This is a genomic window from Skermanella stibiiresistens SB22, assembly GCF_000576635.1.
Lineage (GTDB): Bacteria > Pseudomonadota > Alphaproteobacteria > Azospirillales > Azospirillaceae > Skermanella > Skermanella stibiiresistens.
In genome coordinates this window covers 401,942-420,007 of the sequence record NZ_AVFL01000002.1, presented here as the reverse complement: position 1 = coordinate 420,007, position 18,066 = coordinate 401,942, and the positions used below count along the sequence as shown (strand labels likewise).

General features: G+C 65.4%; 19 protein-coding genes. 10 read left to right on the top strand and 9 right to left on the bottom strand.

The annotated features are described in order from the left end of the window. The first annotated feature begins 38 nt into the window (after positions 1-38). Positions 39-782 (top strand): CPBP family intramembrane glutamic endopeptidase, encoded by a 744-nt coding sequence (locus tag N825_RS04575; protein WP_037447407.1) that lies wholly within the window; start codon positions 39-41, stop codon positions 780-782. Here N825_RS04575 and N825_RS04570 read toward each other — a convergent pair. Next, on the bottom strand, positions 776-1,870 hold the full coding sequence (locus tag N825_RS04570; RefSeq protein ID WP_157618974.1) for a GNAT family N-acetyltransferase: 1,095 nt from the start codon (positions 1,868-1,870) through the stop codon (positions 776-778). The genes N825_RS04575 and N825_RS04570 overlap by 7 nt on opposite strands. Positions 1,871-2,178: 308 nt before the next feature. Between N825_RS04570 and N825_RS04565 the strand changes: the two genes are divergently transcribed. Next, positions 2,179-2,952 (top strand): ferredoxin--NADP reductase, encoded by a 774-nt coding sequence (locus tag N825_RS04565; protein ID WP_037447405.1) that lies wholly within the window; start codon positions 2,179-2,181, stop codon positions 2,950-2,952. Between the two features lie 68 nt (positions 2,953-3,020). Here the strand turns inward: N825_RS04565 and N825_RS04560 are convergent, their stop codons facing one another. The 3 genes from N825_RS04560 to N825_RS04550 are packed head-to-tail and all read right to left on the bottom strand — an operon-like array spanning position 3,021 to position 4,535. Beyond that, positions 3,021-3,794, bottom strand: coding sequence for a SapC family protein (locus tag N825_RS04560; RefSeq protein ID WP_157618973.1), 774 nt, complete (start codon positions 3,792-3,794; stop codon positions 3,021-3,023). Positions 3,795-3,809: 15 nt separating this feature from the next. Beyond that, a complete protein-coding gene (locus tag N825_RS04555; protein ID WP_037447401.1) occupies positions 3,810-4,049 on the bottom strand; it encodes a hypothetical protein in 240 nt (79 codons plus the stop codon). Next, positions 4,050-4,535 carry a YchJ family protein gene (locus tag N825_RS04550; RefSeq protein WP_037447399.1) on the bottom strand — a complete coding sequence of 162 codons (486 nt, stop codon included), beginning with the start codon at positions 4,533-4,535 and terminating at the stop codon, positions 4,050-4,052. Positions 4,536-4,702: 167 nt separating this feature from the next. Between N825_RS04550 and N825_RS04545 the strand changes: the two genes are divergently transcribed. Both N825_RS04545 and N825_RS04540 read left to right on the top strand, forming a co-directional pair. Continuing rightward, a complete protein-coding gene (locus N825_RS04545; protein WP_051511566.1) occupies positions 4,703-5,674 on the top strand; it encodes a phosphoribosylaminoimidazolesuccinocarboxamide synthase in 972 nt (323 codons plus the stop codon). Between the two features lie 48 nt (positions 5,675-5,722). Continuing rightward, positions 5,723-7,033, top strand: a complete 1,311-nt coding sequence (locus N825_RS04540; protein ID WP_037447397.1) for an Hsp70 family protein — start codon at positions 5,723-5,725, stop codon at positions 7,031-7,033. A gap of 6 nt (positions 7,034-7,039) precedes the next feature. Here the strand turns inward: N825_RS04540 and N825_RS04535 are convergent, their stop codons facing one another. After that, on the bottom strand, positions 7,040-7,879 hold the full coding sequence (locus N825_RS04535) for a glucose 1-dehydrogenase (RefSeq protein ID WP_037447395.1): 840 nt from the start codon (positions 7,877-7,879) through the stop codon (positions 7,040-7,042). Positions 7,880-7,997: 118 nt separating this feature from the next. Here N825_RS04535 and N825_RS04530 point away from each other — a divergent pair, with 118 nt between their 5' ends. Further along, complete coding sequence (locus N825_RS04530) at positions 7,998-8,741, top strand: GNAT family N-acetyltransferase (RefSeq protein ID WP_037447877.1); 744 nt, start codon at positions 7,998-8,000, stop codon at positions 8,739-8,741. Positions 8,742-8,759: 18 nt separating this feature from the next. Here the strand turns inward: N825_RS04530 and N825_RS04525 are convergent, their stop codons facing one another. Together N825_RS04525 and N825_RS04520 are read right to left on the bottom strand one after the other, a co-directional pair. Beyond that, complete coding sequence (locus tag N825_RS04525) at positions 8,760-9,254, bottom strand: c-type cytochrome (RefSeq protein WP_084164324.1); 495 nt, start codon at positions 9,252-9,254, stop codon at positions 8,760-8,762. Positions 9,255-9,392: 138 nt separating this feature from the next. Continuing rightward, on the bottom strand, positions 9,393-10,229 hold the full coding sequence (locus tag N825_RS04520; protein WP_245613008.1) for an aldo/keto reductase: 837 nt from the start codon (positions 10,227-10,229) through the stop codon (positions 9,393-9,395). Positions 10,230-10,468: 239 nt separating this feature from the next. Between N825_RS04520 and N825_RS36205 the strand changes: the two genes are divergently transcribed. Both N825_RS36205 and N825_RS04510 read left to right on the top strand, forming a co-directional pair. Beyond that, a complete protein-coding gene (locus N825_RS36205) occupies positions 10,469-12,706 on the top strand; it encodes a methyl-accepting chemotaxis protein (RefSeq protein ID WP_198038175.1) in 2,238 nt (745 codons plus the stop codon). A gap of 118 nt (positions 12,707-12,824) precedes the next feature. Next, positions 12,825-13,532 carry a glutathione binding-like protein gene (locus tag N825_RS04510; RefSeq protein ID WP_037447393.1) on the top strand — a complete coding sequence of 236 codons (708 nt, stop codon included), beginning with the start codon at positions 12,825-12,827 and terminating at the stop codon, positions 13,530-13,532. 17 nt (positions 13,533-13,549) lie between these two features. On the opposite strand, the gene N825_RS36200 is transcribed toward N825_RS04510, so the two are convergent. Next, positions 13,550-14,041, bottom strand: coding sequence for a GerW family sporulation protein (locus N825_RS36200; RefSeq protein WP_051511530.1), 492 nt, complete (start codon positions 14,039-14,041; stop codon positions 13,550-13,552). A gap of 422 nt (positions 14,042-14,463) precedes the next feature. Between N825_RS36200 and N825_RS04500 the strand changes: the two genes are divergently transcribed. Further along, positions 14,464-14,904: a CBS domain-containing protein gene (locus tag N825_RS04500; protein WP_037447390.1), complete on the top strand. Its 441-nt coding sequence runs from the start codon at positions 14,464-14,466 to the stop codon at positions 14,902-14,904. A gap of 130 nt (positions 14,905-15,034) precedes the next feature. Beyond that, positions 15,035-16,585, top strand: coding sequence for a Ppx/GppA phosphatase family protein (locus tag N825_RS04495; RefSeq protein WP_051511529.1), 1,551 nt, complete (start codon positions 15,035-15,037; stop codon positions 16,583-16,585). A gap of 15 nt (positions 16,586-16,600) precedes the next feature. Here N825_RS04495 and N825_RS04490 read toward each other — a convergent pair whose 3' ends face one another. Then, positions 16,601-17,449, bottom strand: a complete 849-nt coding sequence (locus tag N825_RS04490) for a carbohydrate kinase family protein (RefSeq protein WP_037447388.1) — start codon at positions 17,447-17,449, stop codon at positions 16,601-16,603. 194 nt (positions 17,450-17,643) lie between these two features. Between N825_RS04490 and N825_RS04485 the strand changes: the two genes are divergently transcribed. Next, positions 17,644-18,066, top strand: a complete 423-nt coding sequence (locus tag N825_RS04485) for a hypothetical protein (protein WP_037447386.1) — start codon at positions 17,644-17,646, stop codon at positions 18,064-18,066.

Here is an 18,066-nt window from a genome sequence, read left to right as displayed (position 1 = left end):
ACGTCCGTTCCCCTCCGCCGGGCGGACCAGAAGGAATCATGACAGACATCGCCCCAACAGATCCCGATGGCGCCGCCGATGGCGAGGCATCGGCACTTCCACCGTGGTCCAAGCTTCCCCTACGCCTCTTCGACCTGATCGTGATGGTCGCCTTGGCCGTGGGCGCCGTGCTCGTCCTGCGCTGGATCCTGCACCCGCGGGAGATCAGCAGCGGTTTGGTGGTCGGCTTCCTGTTTGGCCAAAACGTCGCGCTGGTCGGAATCGTCTGGCTGATCGCCGTGGTCTGGCGCCGCGCCTCGTGGAGATCGCTCGGTTTGGTGACGGCGACGCGCTCCTGGTACCGCCGGATCATCCCCCTGGCCCTGCTCCTTCAGTTCGTGGTGATCGTGACCAACGTCCTGATCTCCCTCGGTTTGGGCCAGCCGTTCGACAATCCTCAAATCGCGCTCATCATGCCGGATCCCGGCGACTGGGCGGCCATGGTCGGCATCCTGGTCGCGACGGCCGTCCTCGCCCCCATCGCGGAGGAACTCACGCTGAGGGCGGTGCTGTACGGCTGGCTCCGCCGCCATGTCGGGCCGATCCTCGCCGGCTTGATCAGCGCCGCCGCGTTCGCCGCCCTTCACGGCAGCCTCGTGTTATTGCCGGGCACGTTCTTGGTGGGATTGGCCTTGGCTTGGGTCTACGAACGCAGCGGCTCGCTGATACCCTGCATCCTGCTGCACGGGTGCTTCAACGCGATCTCGACGCTGCTCGTCTTCATAGTCGCCGCCAATCAGTAAAAAGACCCAAGCCATTCCAAGGCGGACGCCCTCAGCGAGCGCGGGCTGATCACGAGCCAACTCATCGGAGCGCTGGCATTCGATAGATGCTCCTTGTGCCCAGCGGCGCCGGCCATGAAGTCGTAAACCGCCTCACCGCGCGCTAGGGAATCCTCGATCGCGAGGACATGGCTGACCAATCCGGGCTTCATCCTGTTGTCGTCCTCATAGGCGAACCCGCTCTGATAGTTGAGGACAGCCCCACGCCAGACGAAGTTGTAGAGATACCCGAAGGGTTCACCACCGGCGGAGACGCGGCACAGGCGGACGGCTCCCGATGCCATGCCTTGGCGGATCAAGGTCCGATGGAAGGAACCGAATACCGGACAGGCGAAGGCCCCGCTTTGTCCCCTCGCCGCCCAGGTGCGCCGATGGAGGATCTCCAGCCCGTCAAAGAAGCGAAGGGCTTGATCCACATTCCCAGCCACCTGGAAATCGATGCCGCCCCGCTCCTGGTAGAGCCGCAGCGCGCGGTTGACGCCAGCGCGGGTACTCCGGCCCAAGCCGGCCCTGTAATCGCCGCCCTGTCCGCGAAGCTTGTCCAAGTCGACGTGGTGGGCCGTGTCGGATCGTACCACGCGACAGCGAAACCCCAGATCCGCGGCCACGGCTCGGACGAGGGTCTCATCCCGAGGCGCCAGTCCACCGAAGGCCAGATCCCCGAGCGCGGTTGGATTCCGTGCCAGCCACGTCAGGCAGGCGACCGCGACGCCGTCGGCGTCGGTCCGATCCGCGAGGATGCCGTTGTACTCGATGGTCAGGTTGTCGATGGCGGCATCGCCCGTCTCGTGCAGCAACCAGGTCGGCGTGCGGATCACGCGCCGGCGCCAGACCACCCGCCGGCATAGGATCGCGAGCCCCACGACGTGGCCGCGGCGGCGGGCGATCAGCAGATGGGGGCGTGTGGTTGCGGGCAGATTGTCGAGCCAGCAGCCGATCCACAGCCATGACAGGAAGAACGAGCCCGCCGCCCTTCCCTCCAAGTCCCTCCACAGCGCAGCCAAGTCAGGCACCCGCCCGACTGGTGAGAATTCGAACTCGTATTCCATGGAGTCGAAGGCTCCGTCGCGCACCGGAAATCTGGAATTTCCGCCTTGTATAACAAGAGTTTACGCCGCATGGAGGCGGCCATTGGATTTACACCCGATGTCGGGTGTGACACGCTGGCGGAAGCTCGGTTATCCTGGTCGGATCGGACCTTCAAGCAACTCGAATCCCGTATCGGCCACGTAATTACATGGCAGCCATGTCATATATGAGGTATCCGCGACAGCGGGTCGCGGAAATACATGTTGTGCGGTGCGCCACCTTTGTACATATAAGGTCCCGACTCCCGGTGACAGCCAGATAAGACGTGATGTCCAACATTCTGAGAGAGACGGTTCTCGAGGTCCATCACTGGACCGACAGCCTGTTCAGCCTGAAAACCACGCGCGATCCCGGCTTCCGCTTCGATAGCGGCGAGTTCGCCATGATGGGGTTGGAGGTCGACGGACGCCCTCTGCTGCGCGCCTATAGCGTCGTCAGCTCCCCCTATGACGAGCAGTTGGAGTTCCTGTCGATCAAGGTGCCCAATGGTCCCCTGACCAGCCGTCTCCAGCACGTCAAGCCGGGCGACACCATCCTGATCAACCGCAAGGCGACCGGGACGCTCCTGCTTCACAATCTGGTGCCGGGGAAGACCCTGTGGCTGTTGTCGACCGGCACCGGCTTGGCGCCTTTCCTGTCGATCGCCAAGGACCCGGCCGTCTATGACCGGTTTGAACGCATCGTCGTGACCCACACCGTCCGTCAGAAGGCGGAGCTGGAGTGCGGCGAGGCGGCGTTGGAGGCTTTGAAGGCCAACGAGTACATCGGCGAACTGGCGGCGGAGCAATTGCTCTACTACCCGACCGTGACCCGCGAGGCCTTCCGCAACGAGGGCCGCATCACCGATCTGCTCCGGTCCGGCAAGGTCTATCAGGATCTCGGCTTGACCGCACTCGACCCGGCGAACGACCGCGTCATGATCTGCGGCAATCCCCACATGACGAGCGAGCTGACCCAGTACATGCAAGAACTCGGCTTCGAGATGGGTGCCAACAACAAGCCCGGCACCTTCGTCATCGAGAAGGCGTTCGCCCAGCGCTGATCCCTCCCCGACCTGCGGCTCCTCCCGCCCTATTTGGTCGGGGGAGCCGCGGATCGGAAGCGTAAGCCCTAGGCCAGCGTCGTCAGGGCCATCAGCCGCTGCCAGTTCAGCGCCGACGCGATATGGGCGTGGATCAAACCGATCCAGCCCTTGCGGCGGAACTCCAGGTAGACCTCATCCGACAGTGCGTCGAACTTCGCCGGATTGACGGCCAGGAACCCGGTGAGATTGAACGTTTCGCCCGATTCCAGTTTGATCTCGGCGTTGTAGCGGTCGAGCAACCCATTGTCTTGAAGGGCGGCCCCGAAAGCCTGGGTGTTGACGATCTGGTTCTGGTAGGCGCGGCAAAATTCCAGCGCCTCCTGGCCAGCTTTCGACATCTCGCCCGATTCAAAGATCGCCGGGCCCTCCGGAAACTCGGCGGCCTCGTCGATGCAGACGGTGAATTCGCCCGGCTTGTCGGTTTCCATCAGGACCAGCGGATAGCGGCGGACATAGGCGGGAATATAGCATTCGGTGCGCCAAGCCAGCTTGCCGTCCCGCTCGGCGAGGAACAGGTTCTGGTTCTGGCGCAGCCCGAGCAGCGCTATCGCCATGCAGACGGGACCGTCCGTGAACAGGATCGGAAAATCGCGGGCGGCCAACGTGAATTCCTCGACCATCACCGGCAGGCTGTTCGCCAGGGCCGCGAAATCCACATCGGAGGGCGCTCGAAGCCGCGCTGTCTGATGGCGGGAACGGTCCAGCGGCGATGGCCGCTGATAGAACATCGGCAAAGGCGGGCGTGATTGAGCGGCCGGATCCCGGCTGCCGGGGACTTGTACGGCGGTGTTGTTGGTCACGCGAGGCTCCTTTGGTCAAGCTTCCAAAACGACCTCGACCTCCATCATGTCGCTGAGCCGCTCCGCGAGGTGCGGGGTACAGCTGACTTCGATAATACCAAAGGCCGAAGAGGGGAGAACTCGGTCTAGTTCTCCATTAAGACCATTGGCTGACAGAAACCTCTTAAGAATTTCCACATTGACGTCGCGTTCCTGCCGTCCCCGCGCCTGCGCCGGGGACGGCTTCGAGAAGTGGACCTTGTAGCGCCGGAACATCTAGGCCGCCGCGCCGTGGCACTTCTTGTATTTTTTGCCGCTGCCGCAGGGGCAAGGATCGTTGCGACCTATCTTGGTCGCGACTCGCGGCCGCGGCCCCATGATGCCGTCGACATAGAACCACCTGCCATCCTGGCGGGCGAAGCGGCCCGTCTCGTGATGGACATGCGGCTTGCCGTCCATGGTGAAGTGGGCGACGAACTCGACGAATCCCTCGTCGTCCCCCTCCCCACCCTTGGACGTCGACCGCACCTCGAGCCCGGTCCACTCGCTGCTCCTGGCCCATTGCTCGGTGTCGGGCCGACTGAAATCGCCGCGCGTCTCCGGCAGCAGCGACGACTCCAGATAATCGACGTTGGCGGTCGCGAAGGCGGAATAGCGCGAGCGCATGACGGCCTCGGGCGTGGGCGGCGTCGCGGTCCCGGCGAGGAAGGGGCCGCAGCATTCTTCGAACGCTCGGCCGGACTTGCAGTAACAGTCGCTCATGGGGGCGGTCTCCCGGTACGTTGGCTTCGTGATCGCGATCTTCGGGAGCCTGATCTAGCCGAACCCGCCGGCAGACGCCACGGGCAACAGGTCTGCAAACGGCGCGGTATGCGTTCCGTCATCGCCGGGCTATGATCGTTGCTTCCATTTCCGATTGGGGTCCTCTGGTGGCCAAGACGATTTCCAAAGCGCATCTGGGCAACGTGCTCCTCGACGCGACCATTCCCGAACTGCCCAACCACTATCGCGGCAAGGTGCGGGACAACTACGACCTGCCCGATGGGCGGCGCGTGATCATCGCGACCGACAGGCTCAGCGCCTTCGACCGCATCCTGACCGCCGTGCCGTTCAAGGGCGAGGCGCTGACCCAGATCGCCCGCTACTGGTTCGAACAGACGGCCGACGTTTGCCCGAACCATGTGATCGACTATCCCGATCCCAACGTGGTGGTGTGCCGGCGGCTGGACATCATGCCGGTCGAAATCGTCGTCCGTGACTATCTGACCGGCACGACCAGCACGTCGGTCTGGTCGATGTACAAGTCCGGCCAGCGCGACATGTACGGCGTCCAAATGCCGGATGGCATGCGCGAGCACCAGAAGCTGCCGGAGACGATCATCACCCCGACGACCAAGGCGTTCGACGGTGGCCACGACGAACCCTTGACCCCGGCGGAGATCACCGGGCGCGGCCTGCTGACCCAGGCGCGGTGGGACGAGGTTTCCGCCCTGGCGCTCGCCCTGTTCGACCGGGGGCGCGAGATCGCGGCCCGGCAAGGGCTGATCCTGGTCGACACCAAGTACGAGTTCGGCTTCGACTCCGAGGGCCGCATCATCCTGGCGGACGAGATCCACACGCCGGACAGTAGCCGGTACTGGTTCGCCGGCAGCTACCAGAGCCGCGTGGAAGCCGGCCAGCGGCCGGAGAGCTTCGACAAGGACTTCGTCCGCACCTGGGTGACCGCGCGGTGCGATCCGTACAAGGACGAGATCCCCGAGATACCGGGGGATGTTGTGCTGGAGGCCGCCGCCCTCTATATCGACGTCTTCGAACGGATCACCGGTGATAGCTTCCCGATCCCGGATGAGCCCAAGCCCGTCTTGGAACGGATCCGCGCCAATCTCGCGGGCTATTTCTAACCGCTGGCATTCGATCCCATTCCCTACCGCCACCGCAGGGTTGAAGCGTTGAATCACGTCGGCATCGATTTCGGCACCACCAACAGCGCGGTCGCCGTGGCGGACGACACGGGTCCGTCCCGGCTGGTGCCGCTCCAGGCGGCGGGGCGGAGTTTCGACACCTTCCGCTCCGTCCTGTTCTTCGAACGCCAGGAGGACCGGCTTGGCTCGAAGCTGGTCCACTGGGCCGGACCCGAGGCGATCGAGGCCTACCTCGACGGCGAGGGCGAGGGGCGGTTCGTCCAGTCGGTCAAGTCCTATCTGGCCGCCCGCGACTTCACGGGCACCAACATCCTGGGCAAGCAGTTCGCCATCGAGCCGCTGGTGGCACTGATCCTCAAGGACCTCAAGGCGAAGGCCGAAGCGTCGGCCGGGCCGTTGCCGGGCACGGTGGTTGTCGGCCGCCCGGCCCATTTCGTCGGTGACGGTGGCGAGGATGCCGAGGCGATGGCCTTGGATCGGCTGCGCGACGCCTTCGGCCGCGCCGGCCTCACCGACATCCGGTTCGAACTGGAGCCGGTCGCGGCGGCGTATCACTACGAGAGCGGGCTGGAGCGCGACGAATTGGTCCTGATCGCCGACTTCGGCGGCGGCACCAGCGACTTCTGCCTGCTTCGGGTCGGTCCCAAGGCCCGCGCCCGGTCGGCGGCCGGGGCAAGCAGGGCCAACGACATCCTTGGTGTCGGCGGCGTCGGCATCGCCGGCGACAGCTTCGACAGCCGGATCGTGGAACATTGCGTGACACCCCACCTCGGCAAGGGCACGCGGTACAGGTCGATGGACGGCCAGATGCTGCCGATGCCGGTCTGGCCGTTCGAATACATGCGCCGCTGGCACCTGCTGTCGTTCCTCAACACCCAACAGACGCGGCGGATGCTCGCTGACATCCTGCGCACCGCCGAGGAGCCGGACCGCATATCCGCCCTGATCACGGTGATCGAGGATGGGCTGGGCTTCCATCTCCACCGGGCCGTCGAACAGGCCAAGGTGGCTCTCTCCGCCAGCCCCGTCACCCAATTCCGCTTCGCCCTTCCCGGCACGGTGATCGAGACGCCGATCCGCCGCGAGGATTTCGAGGACTGGGTCACGCCGGAGACGACCGCGATCGCGTCCTGCGTCGACGACCTGATGGCTCGCACCGGGATCGCCGCCGCCGAGGTCGACCGGGTGTTCCTGACCGGCGGGTCATCCTTCATCCCCGTGATCCGAAAGATCTTCGCCGATCGCTTCGGCGAGGGAAAACTGCGGACCGGCGGCGAGCTGACATCGGTCGCGAGCGGCCTGGCGCTGGCCGCGCGCGAGACCGCTCGCGTATCGTGAAAGCTGTCAGGAAGCCCAGTTCGACTTGAAATCACCGAACAGGGTCAGGCCACCACAGGCGTAGATGGTCTGGCCGGTGATGTAGGACGCGTCGTCGGAGGCCAGGAAGGCGAAGACCGACGCGATCTCCGCAGGGTCGCCGGCGCGCCCCATGGGGATGTGCGACTCGACGCCCTCGCGGGCGTCGTCGTCGTTCCGCCACGCGTTGTTGATGTCGGTCAGGATGGCTCCCGGCGCCACCGCGTTCACCCGGATGCCCTTGTCGGCGTATTCCAGCGCCAGGGTGCGCGTCATGTTGCCCAGGCCGCCCTTGGAGATCGAGTAGGCGATGAACCCCGGCTTGGGGATCATCTGGTGGACGCTGGAGCAGTTGACGATGGTGCCGCCGCCCGGTCGCGACAGGAAGTGGCGAATCGCGGCTTGGGAGCACACCAGGGCGCCCGTCAGGTTGACGTTCAGGATGCGGCGGAACTCCGCGATGGTGTAGGCGTGGCTCTCGGCCTCCGACTGGATCCCGGCGTTGTTGACCAGGATGTCCAGCCGCCCCCAATCCGTCAGCACGTCATCGACCATGGCGAGCGCCGCGCGCTCGTCGCCGACATCGGCCTGGATGATCCTGTGGCGGCTGGCGGCTTCGGTGAAGCCGGCCTTCCCGGAGGCATCGCGCGCCCGATCGAGCGTCTCCTTGGCCGCTCCCTCGGACCCCGAGTAATTGATCGCCACCACGGCTCCTTCGGTGGCGTAGCGGACGGCGACGGCGCTGCCGATGCCGCGCGAGGCTCCGGTGATCAACGCGTGACGGCCACTCAGGCGGGACGGGATGGTGGTCGCTGGGCGGTCTGACATGATGCGTCCTGCTTTCTTTCGATCGTGCGGGCGCCGTATGGATTGGCGGTGTGGCTGTTTCCACGATAACGGTTGGAACCGAGGTTTTGTCTCTGGACTTTTGCTGATGGGCTTGCCGATGATGGATACGGAAGAGACGGTGCTCGGACTCGAGGAGCGCGCCTTCAACGCGTGGCCGGCGCTGAGATCGGTGCTGTCCGATGGCTGGCTGATGCGATTCTCCGAAGGACTGACCAAGCGGGCGAACTCGGTCAACGCCGTTAGGCCGACCGGCATGTTCCGCGATACGCTGGCGCTCGCCGAGGATCTCTACGCGCGGCAGCGGACCCCCGTGATCTTCCGCCTGTCACCGCTGGCCGGCGACGAACCCGATGACGTCCTTCACCGGATCGGATACCGGCGGCTGGATGAGACCATGGTCATGACGGCGCCCGTGCCCGGCGACGCCAGGAGGGACCCCGCCGTCACCATCACCGCGGCGCCGACCCCCGCCTGGAGCGAGGGATTCGCCGCCGCCAATGGCATCACGCCAACCATGCGGAACGTCCACGACCGCATGCTCGGCTCCATCCTGATGCCGGCAGCCTTCGCCACGGTCTTCGAGGGCGGCCGCCCCTTGGCCTATGGGCTGGCTGTGGCGGAGCGTGGCATGGTTGGGCTGTTCGACATCGTCACGGTTCCGGAGGCCCGCCGGCGGGGGGCCGGCCGCCTGCTGGTCTCCAGCCTGCTCGATTGGGGACGGGCGCACCACGCGGAACGGGCTTACCTCCAGGTGACCGCCACGAACGAGCGGGCGCTGGGGCTTTACGAGAGTGCCGGCTTCCGGGAGGTCTACCGCTACCATTACCGGTACAGGACATGACCTCGAAGACTTCAGCCTCTACTTCTTCGGCATCGCGACCGTGAGATAGGGGGCGGACGCGACGTCACCCGAGGCGACGATCGGAGGCACCTTGTTGACCACCGGCTCAAGGCCCTTCAGGTACGCCGCCAAGGCGGCGAGATCATCGTCGTTGAGGTTGGCGTAGGCGCGCCAGGGCATGGCGGGCGCCAGCTCCCGTCCGTCCGGCCGGACGCCGGTGCGAAGCGCCTTGGCGATGTCGGCGGCGCTCCAGTCGCCCATCCCGGTCTGCCGGTCGGAGGTCAGGTTGGGTGGATAGAAGACGCCCAGACCGGGGATTTCGAAACCGATGCTGGAGCCCGCCAGACGGCGCGAGGGGTTGGGCTGTCCGGCCAGCGCGCCGTCGGTGTGACAGCCACCGCAATCCATGATCGCCGCCAGATATTCGCCCCGTTGCGCTACGTCCTCGGCATGGCCCGGCACCGTCAGCGCCAACAGCGATCCAAAAATCATCCCGACCCAACGCCCACCCATGATCCCTCCGCCAATGGCAAGACCTTAAACCCCGCGATTGACATAAAAGCCACTAAACGGCGGCTCGTCCAGTGATCCCTTGGGGGCATGCGCCTTCCGCCTACCCCGACCCGTTCGGCTGGGCTAACACGGGTGCACTCACAGCATCTCCAGCGGCTTCGGCCCCTTCGGCGGTGGGAAGGCTTGGTCGAGTGCAGCCAGATCCTCGGCGTCCAGGACGAGATCGGCGGCGGCCCGGTTCGCCTTGACATGCTCGGGGTCCGTCGCCTTCGGGATCGCGATGACACCGTCCTGGTGGAGCACCCAGGCCAAGGCCACTTGGAAAACCGTCGCACCGAGTTTGCCGGCGATGGACTTCAGGGCGCTCTTCGCCGGCATCCTGCCCTGCTCGATCGGACTGTAGGCCATGACCGGCATCGCGTGGTCACGGCACCAGGGCAGCAGGTCCCATTCGACGCCGCGCCGGGTCAGGTTGTACAGCACCTGGTTGGTGGCGCAGTTTGAGCCATGGGGCACGCCGGTGAGTTCGACCATGTCGTCGGTGTCCAGGTTGCTGACACCCCAAGCGCCGATCTTGCCCTGATCCCTCAACCGCTCCATGACCTCGACCGTTTCCGCCAAGGGAACGCCGCCGCGCCAGTGGAGAAGGTACAGGTCGATCCGGTCGACGCCGAGCCGCCTCAAGCTGCGCTCGCAGGCCTCGGGCGCGCCGCGCCGTCCGGCATTCTGAGGATAGACCTTGCTGACCAGGAAGCACTCGTCGCGCCGTCCGGAGATGGCGGCTCCGACGACCTCCTCGGCTCCCCCCTCGCCATACATCTCCGCGGTGTCGATCAAGGTCAACCCCAGGTCGAGACCAAGTTGAAGCGACCGCACCTCGCGGTCCCGCCCGCGGCGATCCTCGCCCATGCCCCAAGTGCCCTGCCCCAGGGTCGGCACCATTCGGGAGGTGAGGGAAATCGATGTCATCGGCATGCTGGCCCCTCTTCCAAGTGGTCGAAAATGGCTCCGCGCCCGGCGGACGCACTGCTGCGGAAGCCTACCCGGCGGGTCACCCATGGTTGCCCAAAACGGCTGAAGTGACCACGGTGCCGTTCAAAAAGATTAGAAGACTGAGCGGATCACTGACGAAATGTCACTCCCCACGACCTTCGTCATGCACGTTTTTCGTGTTACGCCTTTCGTATGGATGGCTGTCGACGTTGGAGATGGAGATGTTTCGAGCCCTGGGGATCGCCCACAAGCTGGCGATCGCGGCGTTGCTGTTCCTGGCGCCGGTGGGATTCGTGCTGGCGGCGCTGATCGGCAATCAGAACACGACGATCCAGTTCAGCGACAAGGAGCGGACGGGAACCTTCCAGCTCAGGCGGATCGCCGCCGTTCACCGGAACGTCGCCGTCGCGGGCCTGACCGGAACGAAGCCGGCCGCCAGCGAGGCGAAAGCGCTCGATGACGCCGAGTCAACGTTCGGCGCCGGGATGGAGAGCGCCGAGCTGACACGCGCCGCCGCCTTGGCGGTGCGATCCGTCTCCACGGGTGCTAGCGGTCACGACGAAGCCAGGGCCGCGTTGCGCGCGCTGTCCTCCCGCGTCGGGGATAAGAGCAACCTGATCCTGGATCCCGACTTGGACTCGTTCTACGTCATGGACATCATGCTGGTTAAGCTGCCGGAGGCGCTCGACCGGATCGTGTCCATGGTCGGCCTGGCCCGGAAGACCTTCGCCGACGGCCTGCTCGACACGGAGGAGAAAGTCTCCTTCTATGTGGAGTTGGGCGGGCTGAAGGCCGTCACCGATGGCATCGAGGCGTCGCTCGCCTCGGCCTACAGCGGCAGCGCCGACGGCTCGGTCAAGGCCAACCTTGATCAACCCGCCCGCGCCTTGTTGAGTGAGATGACCGCCTTGTTGTCCAGCATCGAGCATGGCGCTCCCGACGCATCCAAGGTCGATGAGCTGGTCACCAAATGGGACGGCTTCTATCAGGCGTCCTCGACCGATCTGGAGCGGTTGCTCGACACGCGGATCGCCGGCTTCCGATCGTCCCAGCTCTGGACTTTGCTGATCACCGCGGCACTGTTCGGCGGAGCGGCGTTCGCCGTTCTCCTGGTGGTCCGGCGGGGCGTGCTGACGCCGCTGCTGGGACTGACCCAGGCCATGAAGAAGCTGGCCGAGGGAGATCTGGATTGCGCCATTCCCGGTCTCGACCGGCATGACGAGGTCGGCGCCATGGCCGCCGCCACCGCGGTGTTCCGCGATGCGGCGCATCGGAACCGCGACTTGGAAGCGGAGCAAGCCAAGGAGCAGGCCAACCGGTCGCGCCGCCACAACGCGCTGGAAGCCTTGACTCACGATTTCCAGGCCGCGATCTCGGGACAACTGCGGGCGGTGGCCGCCGCCGCGACCCAGCTCCAGGCGACGGCCGGCTCGCTCAACTCAGAGGCCGAGCGGGCATCGGATCAAGCGGTCCAGGCGGCCGATTGCGCCGATGCCGCATCGCGCAACGCCGATCTGGTGTCGTCTGCCGCTGGCGAACTCGCGAGCGCCAGCAGCGAGATCGGCATGCAGGTGGAACGGACGACCATGACGACGCGGGACGCCGTCGAGCAGGCCGGCCGGGCCGACGCCGTGACGCGGGAACTGACCGAGGTCGCCGCCGGTGTCACCCAGATCGTCCAATTCATCCAGGACATCGCAGCGCGAACCAACCTGCTGGCCCTGAACGCCACGATCGAGGCGGCGCGGGCGGGAGAAGCGGGCAAGGGTTTCGCGGTTGTCGCGGGTGAGGTCAAGAGCCTCGCAACGCAGACGTCCCGCGCGACCGAGGAGGTCACCGCCAAGGTGAACGCCGTCGTCCATTCCGCGAACGACGTTGCCATGCTGATCGGGGAAATTACGAAGACGATCGGCGCCATCGACGAAAGCTCCGGCATGATCGCCGCGGCGGTCACCGAACAGAGCGCTTCCACCTCCGAGATCAGCCGCAACGTCAAGGAGGCGGCCGACAAGAGCAACCTCGCCTCCGACAGCATCGGCATGGTCAAGGACACGACCGACTTCACCAAGGTCGCCGCCACGGAGCTGCTGGGCGCCGCGTCGGAACTTTCGACCCAGGCGGAGACCTTGCGCGCCGAGGTCGATCAGTTCCTCGACAGCATGAGCAATGCCGGCGAGCGGCGCACCTTCGAGCGCCGCCCCCACGACGCGGCGATCACCTTGAGGGTGGGGCACCAGACGGCATCGGGCCGGATGATCGATATCTCAAGCGGCGGCAGCGCGCTGCGGATGCGGGGCAGCTGGGCGATCGGCACTCCGGTCGTGCTGATCATCGAAGGGCACGAGATCCCGGCCCGCATCGTGGAGGAGCAGGAGGATGTCCTCCGCGTCCAGTTCCGCTTCGACACCGATACGCGAGCCCGGGTGGATCGGCTGTTCATCGAGAAGCTGGCGGCCTGACCCAGCCGCGGGAGCTGGAACAGACACGCGGGTGAGTGGTTGCCGGGTATGGCTGACCATGTTATGGAATGATCAGTCCATAATCCTAGACGCTTCTCATGTTCGGAAGGCAATCGCAATGATCGACCTGCATTACTGGACGACTCCCAACGGTCACAAGGTCACGATTTTCCTGGAGGAAGCCGGGCTTCCCTACACCATCTTCCCGGTCAACATCAGCACGGGCGACCAGTTCAAACCCGAATTCCTGAAGATCGCCCCGAACAACAGGATCCCGGCGATCCTAGACCGGGACCCCACCGGCGGCGGCGAGCCGATCTCCGTCTTCGAGTCCGGCGCGATCCTGATCTATCTGGCGGAGAAATCCGGGCGTTTCCTGCCGACCGACCCACGCGGGCGGGCCGAGGTTCTGCAATGGCTGATGTGGCAGATGGGCGGCCTGGGCCCCATGGCTGGCCAGAACCACCATTTCGTCCAATACGCTCCGGAGCGCATTCCTTATGCCATGGAACGCTACGTCAAGGAGACCAACCGGCTCTATGGCGTGCTCGACCGGCGTCTGGCCGACCGCGAGTTCGTCGCGGGCGACTACTCGATCGCCGACATGGCGGCCTATCCGTGGATCGTCCCGTATGAGCGCCAGCAGCAGAACCTGGACGATTTCCCGAACCTCAAGCGCTGGTTCGAGGCTATCCGGGAGCGGCCCGCCGTCGTCCGGGCCTATGATCGCGCCAAGGAGATCAACACCCAGCCGACCATGAGCGAGGAAGCCAAGAAGATCATGTTCGGCCAGACCGCGGCCAACTTGCCCGGCGGCGCGAAGTAAGGCACCTCAAGCCGGGTTCAGGCGGGTTCGGCCACCGTCGCGCCGGTGCCCTCCGCGAGGGTCGCCGTCGTGGTGGTGGCCGGCGTGGTTGACACCGGCGGGGCGATCGACGCCGTCATCGGCGCGGGCTCAGGGACCGCCGAGGTCCGCGGTTTCGCCTGGGAATGACGGTTGCTGACATCCGACGCCATGTCGGTATGCGACTTGGTGGCCGATGAGACGAACCCCGAGTCGAAATGCTGGATCCGCACACCGTCCCGTTCGACGATGACGATCGCGCAAGGAACGGTACCGCCTCCGCCGCCACCGCCACCGCCGACCGTCTCACCGAAAACCGATCCGCCGCCAACGCCGATGCCAAAGGTCGTCACGTAGATCGGTATCAGCGTCGTATCGCCGACCTTGATCGGTTCGCCCGCCACTCCCTTGCCCAAGATCCTCTCGAATTCCGCGAGCGTTGAAATCATCAGATCCTGAGTAGGATCGGTGATGAATGGATTCTTGAGCATGATCGGTCTCCACGGTGGTCACGCGTCATTACCATGAGAAGCACCAATCCATCCATCTTCTTCTTATAGGTTCATGATGGCCCACTCGCACGACCACGCGGGTGTGTATCACGACGCCTTGAGCCGGTGGCGCGCCTCTGCGGATCACGGAACAGGGTTCCGCATGGCGGGAAATATCCTTGCGCAAGAGCGCCGACTCAAAAGAAGGTAATTGCCGATGAATGATGCACGATGTTAAAATATCCCAATGGGTTACCACGTGCCGCCGATCATCGGCATCCGCGATCCATCCGGCTCCGGCTCGTCCAAGGTGATTTCCCGCATTTCGCTTGAATGCGGGCGATGCGCCGAAGCCCGTGGTGTTTCAACCATCATGAAGGGCGGCGGTCCGTTCACCCGCGCTGCGGCCCACTGGGGAAGACATGACCAGCGTTTCCGATCTCCTGAACCACAAGGGCCGCACCATCGTATCCATCCTGCCGTCCGAGACGCTGGAATCGGCGGCCAAGCTGTTGACCGAGAAGCGCATCGGCGCCGTCGTCGTGCGCGATCGCCGGGGCAAGCTGGCCGGCATCCTGTCAGAGCGTGACATTGTCCGCGCCCTCGCCGATCGGGGAACCGCCGCCCTGGCCGAACGCGTCGAGGATCGGATGACCAAGGAGGTCAGGACTTGCTTGCCGACCGAGTCGGTCAAGGATCTCATGAAGATGATGACGCTGCGCCGCCATCGCCATGTCCCGGTGTGTGACGCCGCCGGCGAGTTGCTGGGCGTGGTGTCGATCGGTGACGCGGTCAAGGCCCGACTGGACGAGCAGGCGAGCGAGGTTGCCGTTCTCCGCGATCTGACGCTCCTGAAGGTTTGATCCTCCGAGACAAGACGCCGCTGAATTCTTTTCGGCCGATATTTTTTCGATTGTCTCTCCGGCGGTTTGGATCAAAGCCGTCGGACCGGAGTTGAAGGATGATGGCTCCAGCCAGCCACCGGAGAGACAGATGCTCGACGCCAACAATCCTCGCGCCGATCTGGCGAACGCCACGCAGGAGCTGGATCCCAGCGAGTTCCTGTCAGCCGATCACACCCACTACGCGGTGATCGACATCGGATCGAATTCGGTCCGCTTGGTCGTCTACAATGACCTGGGGCGAGCCCCCCTGCCCCGCTTCAACGAGAAATCGCTCTGCGGGCTGGGAGCCGGTCTCGACAAGACCGGGAAGTTGGCGGAAGACGCCATGGCCTGCGCGGTTCAGGCGGTCCATCGCTTCTGCGTCATCGCCGAGGCGATGGGAGCGAACAGGATCGACATCATCGCGACCGAAGCGGTCCGCCGCGCCACCAATGGCGATAGCCTGATCCAGGCGATCAAGGAGCGTTCCGGACGCGGGATCAGGCTTCTGAGCGGAACCGAGGAAGCTCATTTCGCGACGCTGGGTGTCGTGTCGGGCTTCCACAGGCCCAAGGGCCTCGTCGGCGACATGGGCGGCGGCAGCCTGGAGGTGGCTGAGGCGCTGGAGGACAAGGTCGGTGAGCGGTCGGTCAGCCTGCCACTGGGAGCGCTTCCGGTCGAGGCGTTGCTCGCCGAACTTGGCGACGGCGCCAAGCGGCGGATCGACGAGATCATGAAGGGCCAGTTGCCGCCACTGCTGACCAAGCCGGTGTTCTTCGCGGTAGGCGGTGGCTGGCGCGCCTTGGCGCGCGCCCACATGGAGTCGGTCGGCGCCCCGCTGAAGGTCGCCCACGGCTACGATGTCGACGCCGGCGAGTTGCGGAGTTTCGCGAAGACGATATGGCGCATGGCTCCCGATAAGATCTCTGCCCTGCCAGGGGTCTCGGGGCGACGCGCGCGCAATCTGCCGGCGGCCGCGCTGGTGATGGACCGAGTGCTGAAGGCGCTCAAGCCCGAACGGGTGGTCTTCTCCGCGCTGGGCGTTCGGGAGGGATGGCTCTACTCGCAACTCAAGCCTGAACTCCAGCGGCGTGATCCGCTGATCGACGGCGCGCAAGCCTTCGGCCTTCCGGTCGCCCGCGTGCCCGCCTTCGCCCCGGCTCTGGTCCGGTGGACCAACACGCTGTTTCCTGATGAGACGGCGGATGAGCGGCGGCTCCGGCTGGCAGCTTGCGCCCTGTCGGACATCGCTTGGGCCGATCACGCCGACGTCAAGGCGCAGCAGTGCTTCCAGCGGATCGTCCACTTCCCGCTGATCGGGCTGACGCACGCCGAGCGCGTTTTCCTGGCCGCCACGCTGCACGCCCGCCACGGCGGCAAGCAGGATGATCCGTGTTTGCAGCCAGCGGTGTCATTGGTGACGCCCAGCGTCCACCGCCGAGCCCAGATCCTGGGACGCACGCTCCAACTCGGCCATCGGTTTTCCGGCAGCGTTCCGGAGATTCTGGATACCGCGAGCCTGCGGATCACCACCGACACGGTGCGGCTGGAGATCGCGGCGGGCAGCGAGGATGTACCCGACAGTGACGCCGTCCAGATGCGGATGAAGCAATTGGCCAAGATCCTGGGCGTGCCGAACACCGAGTTCGGCGCGGCTTGATCCGTCCTCGGTGGTTCAGCTTTGCTGGACCAGTTCGCGGAGCGATGGCGGCGGCACAGAGGTGGGCGACGTGACGGCCAGCGCCGCCCAGCGCGTGCCGATCCGCAAGGCGTCCTCGATCGGCATCCCGGTTAGCAATCCGTGGATCAGCCCCGCGGTGAAGACGTCACCGGCGCCGGTGCTATCCACCACTTCGGCTGGCGTGGCCCGAACATGAACGGCACCAGCGGGTCCGAACGCAGTCGCTCCCCTGGAGCCATCGGTGACGACCATCCAGCGCAAGGCATCCCCCGCCCAGGCGTGGCCAGCGGCATAGGGGTCGGCCAGGGCCGACGCCCCCATGTGGGCCGCCGAATCCACGATCACATGCGCGGGCCAGTCGGTTGTTTCGGCGGGAGGTGCGTGGCTCACCACGAGGCAGGAGGCGATGCGCTCGCGCAGCAACTCCACCACATCCGCCCCATGGGTCTTGACGTAGAGGGCGTCGGCGCGTTCGTTCACCGCCGGTAGCACAGTCGCCCCCGCCTCCCTGGGAGAGCCCCGGATGATGGTGCGCTCCCCCTCGGGATCGAGCAGCACCAGAACCGGAGGCGTTGGGCCGCGGAGCCTGCGGACCCGCGACACGTCGATGCCGGTCGCCACGAGTTCATCCAGCATCGACGCTCCGCTGGCGTCGTCGCCGACCTCCGCGAACAACGCCACCTCATGGCCGGCATAGGCCAGCGCCACGCCGGTGTTCGCTCCCCCGCCGCCCAGCCGACCTGGATCGAATCGGGCTTTGAGTTGGGCACCGCTGGAGACGACGCCGTCTAGACGGACGACAACGTCGAAATTGATGCGGGCCGCGATCTGGATGAGTGCCATGACAACGTGTTCGACTGAGGTTCGGGACAGGAAATTCCGCGGATGATCATCGGAGGCCGACCGCCTCCTGGTCAACCGCTCTCGATTTTCCGTCCCTGGGTGCCTACCTTTGGGGAATGGCTCGATGCATACCCGTCGTCGTATCCAATCCGCCGCCGCTTTGGCGCCCCCTGCTGGCGCATTGCCGCTCTATCATGCGTGATCTGGGCGCTCCGGCCGTGGTGATCGACGGCAGCCTGCGCGACACGCCTTTCGGTCCCAGGATCATCGCCACGCTGGACCTGCCGCCGCTGATGGGCGACACGGCGCTGTCGCGCCACCCGTCATACCGGCCAGCCATGCGCGACGCCGCCGGCATGGTTTCGTTTTCCCGGATGGCGGCGCATGGCGCCAGCGGCATCGATCCGGTCACGGCCAGCCGGGAACACGAGGACGTGTTGTGGCAGGTCATCGTGCTCCCCGCCGGCGTGGTCCTGATCGCCCGCACCGAGCAGGCGGATTATGGTCCCTTCCTGCTGGCGGAGATCGAGCCGGACCAACGCGGCATCGATCTCGTCAGCCTGCAACTGGACTTCGCGGTGGAAGCCGGCATGACGCCGGCGTCTGGCACCGCTTGA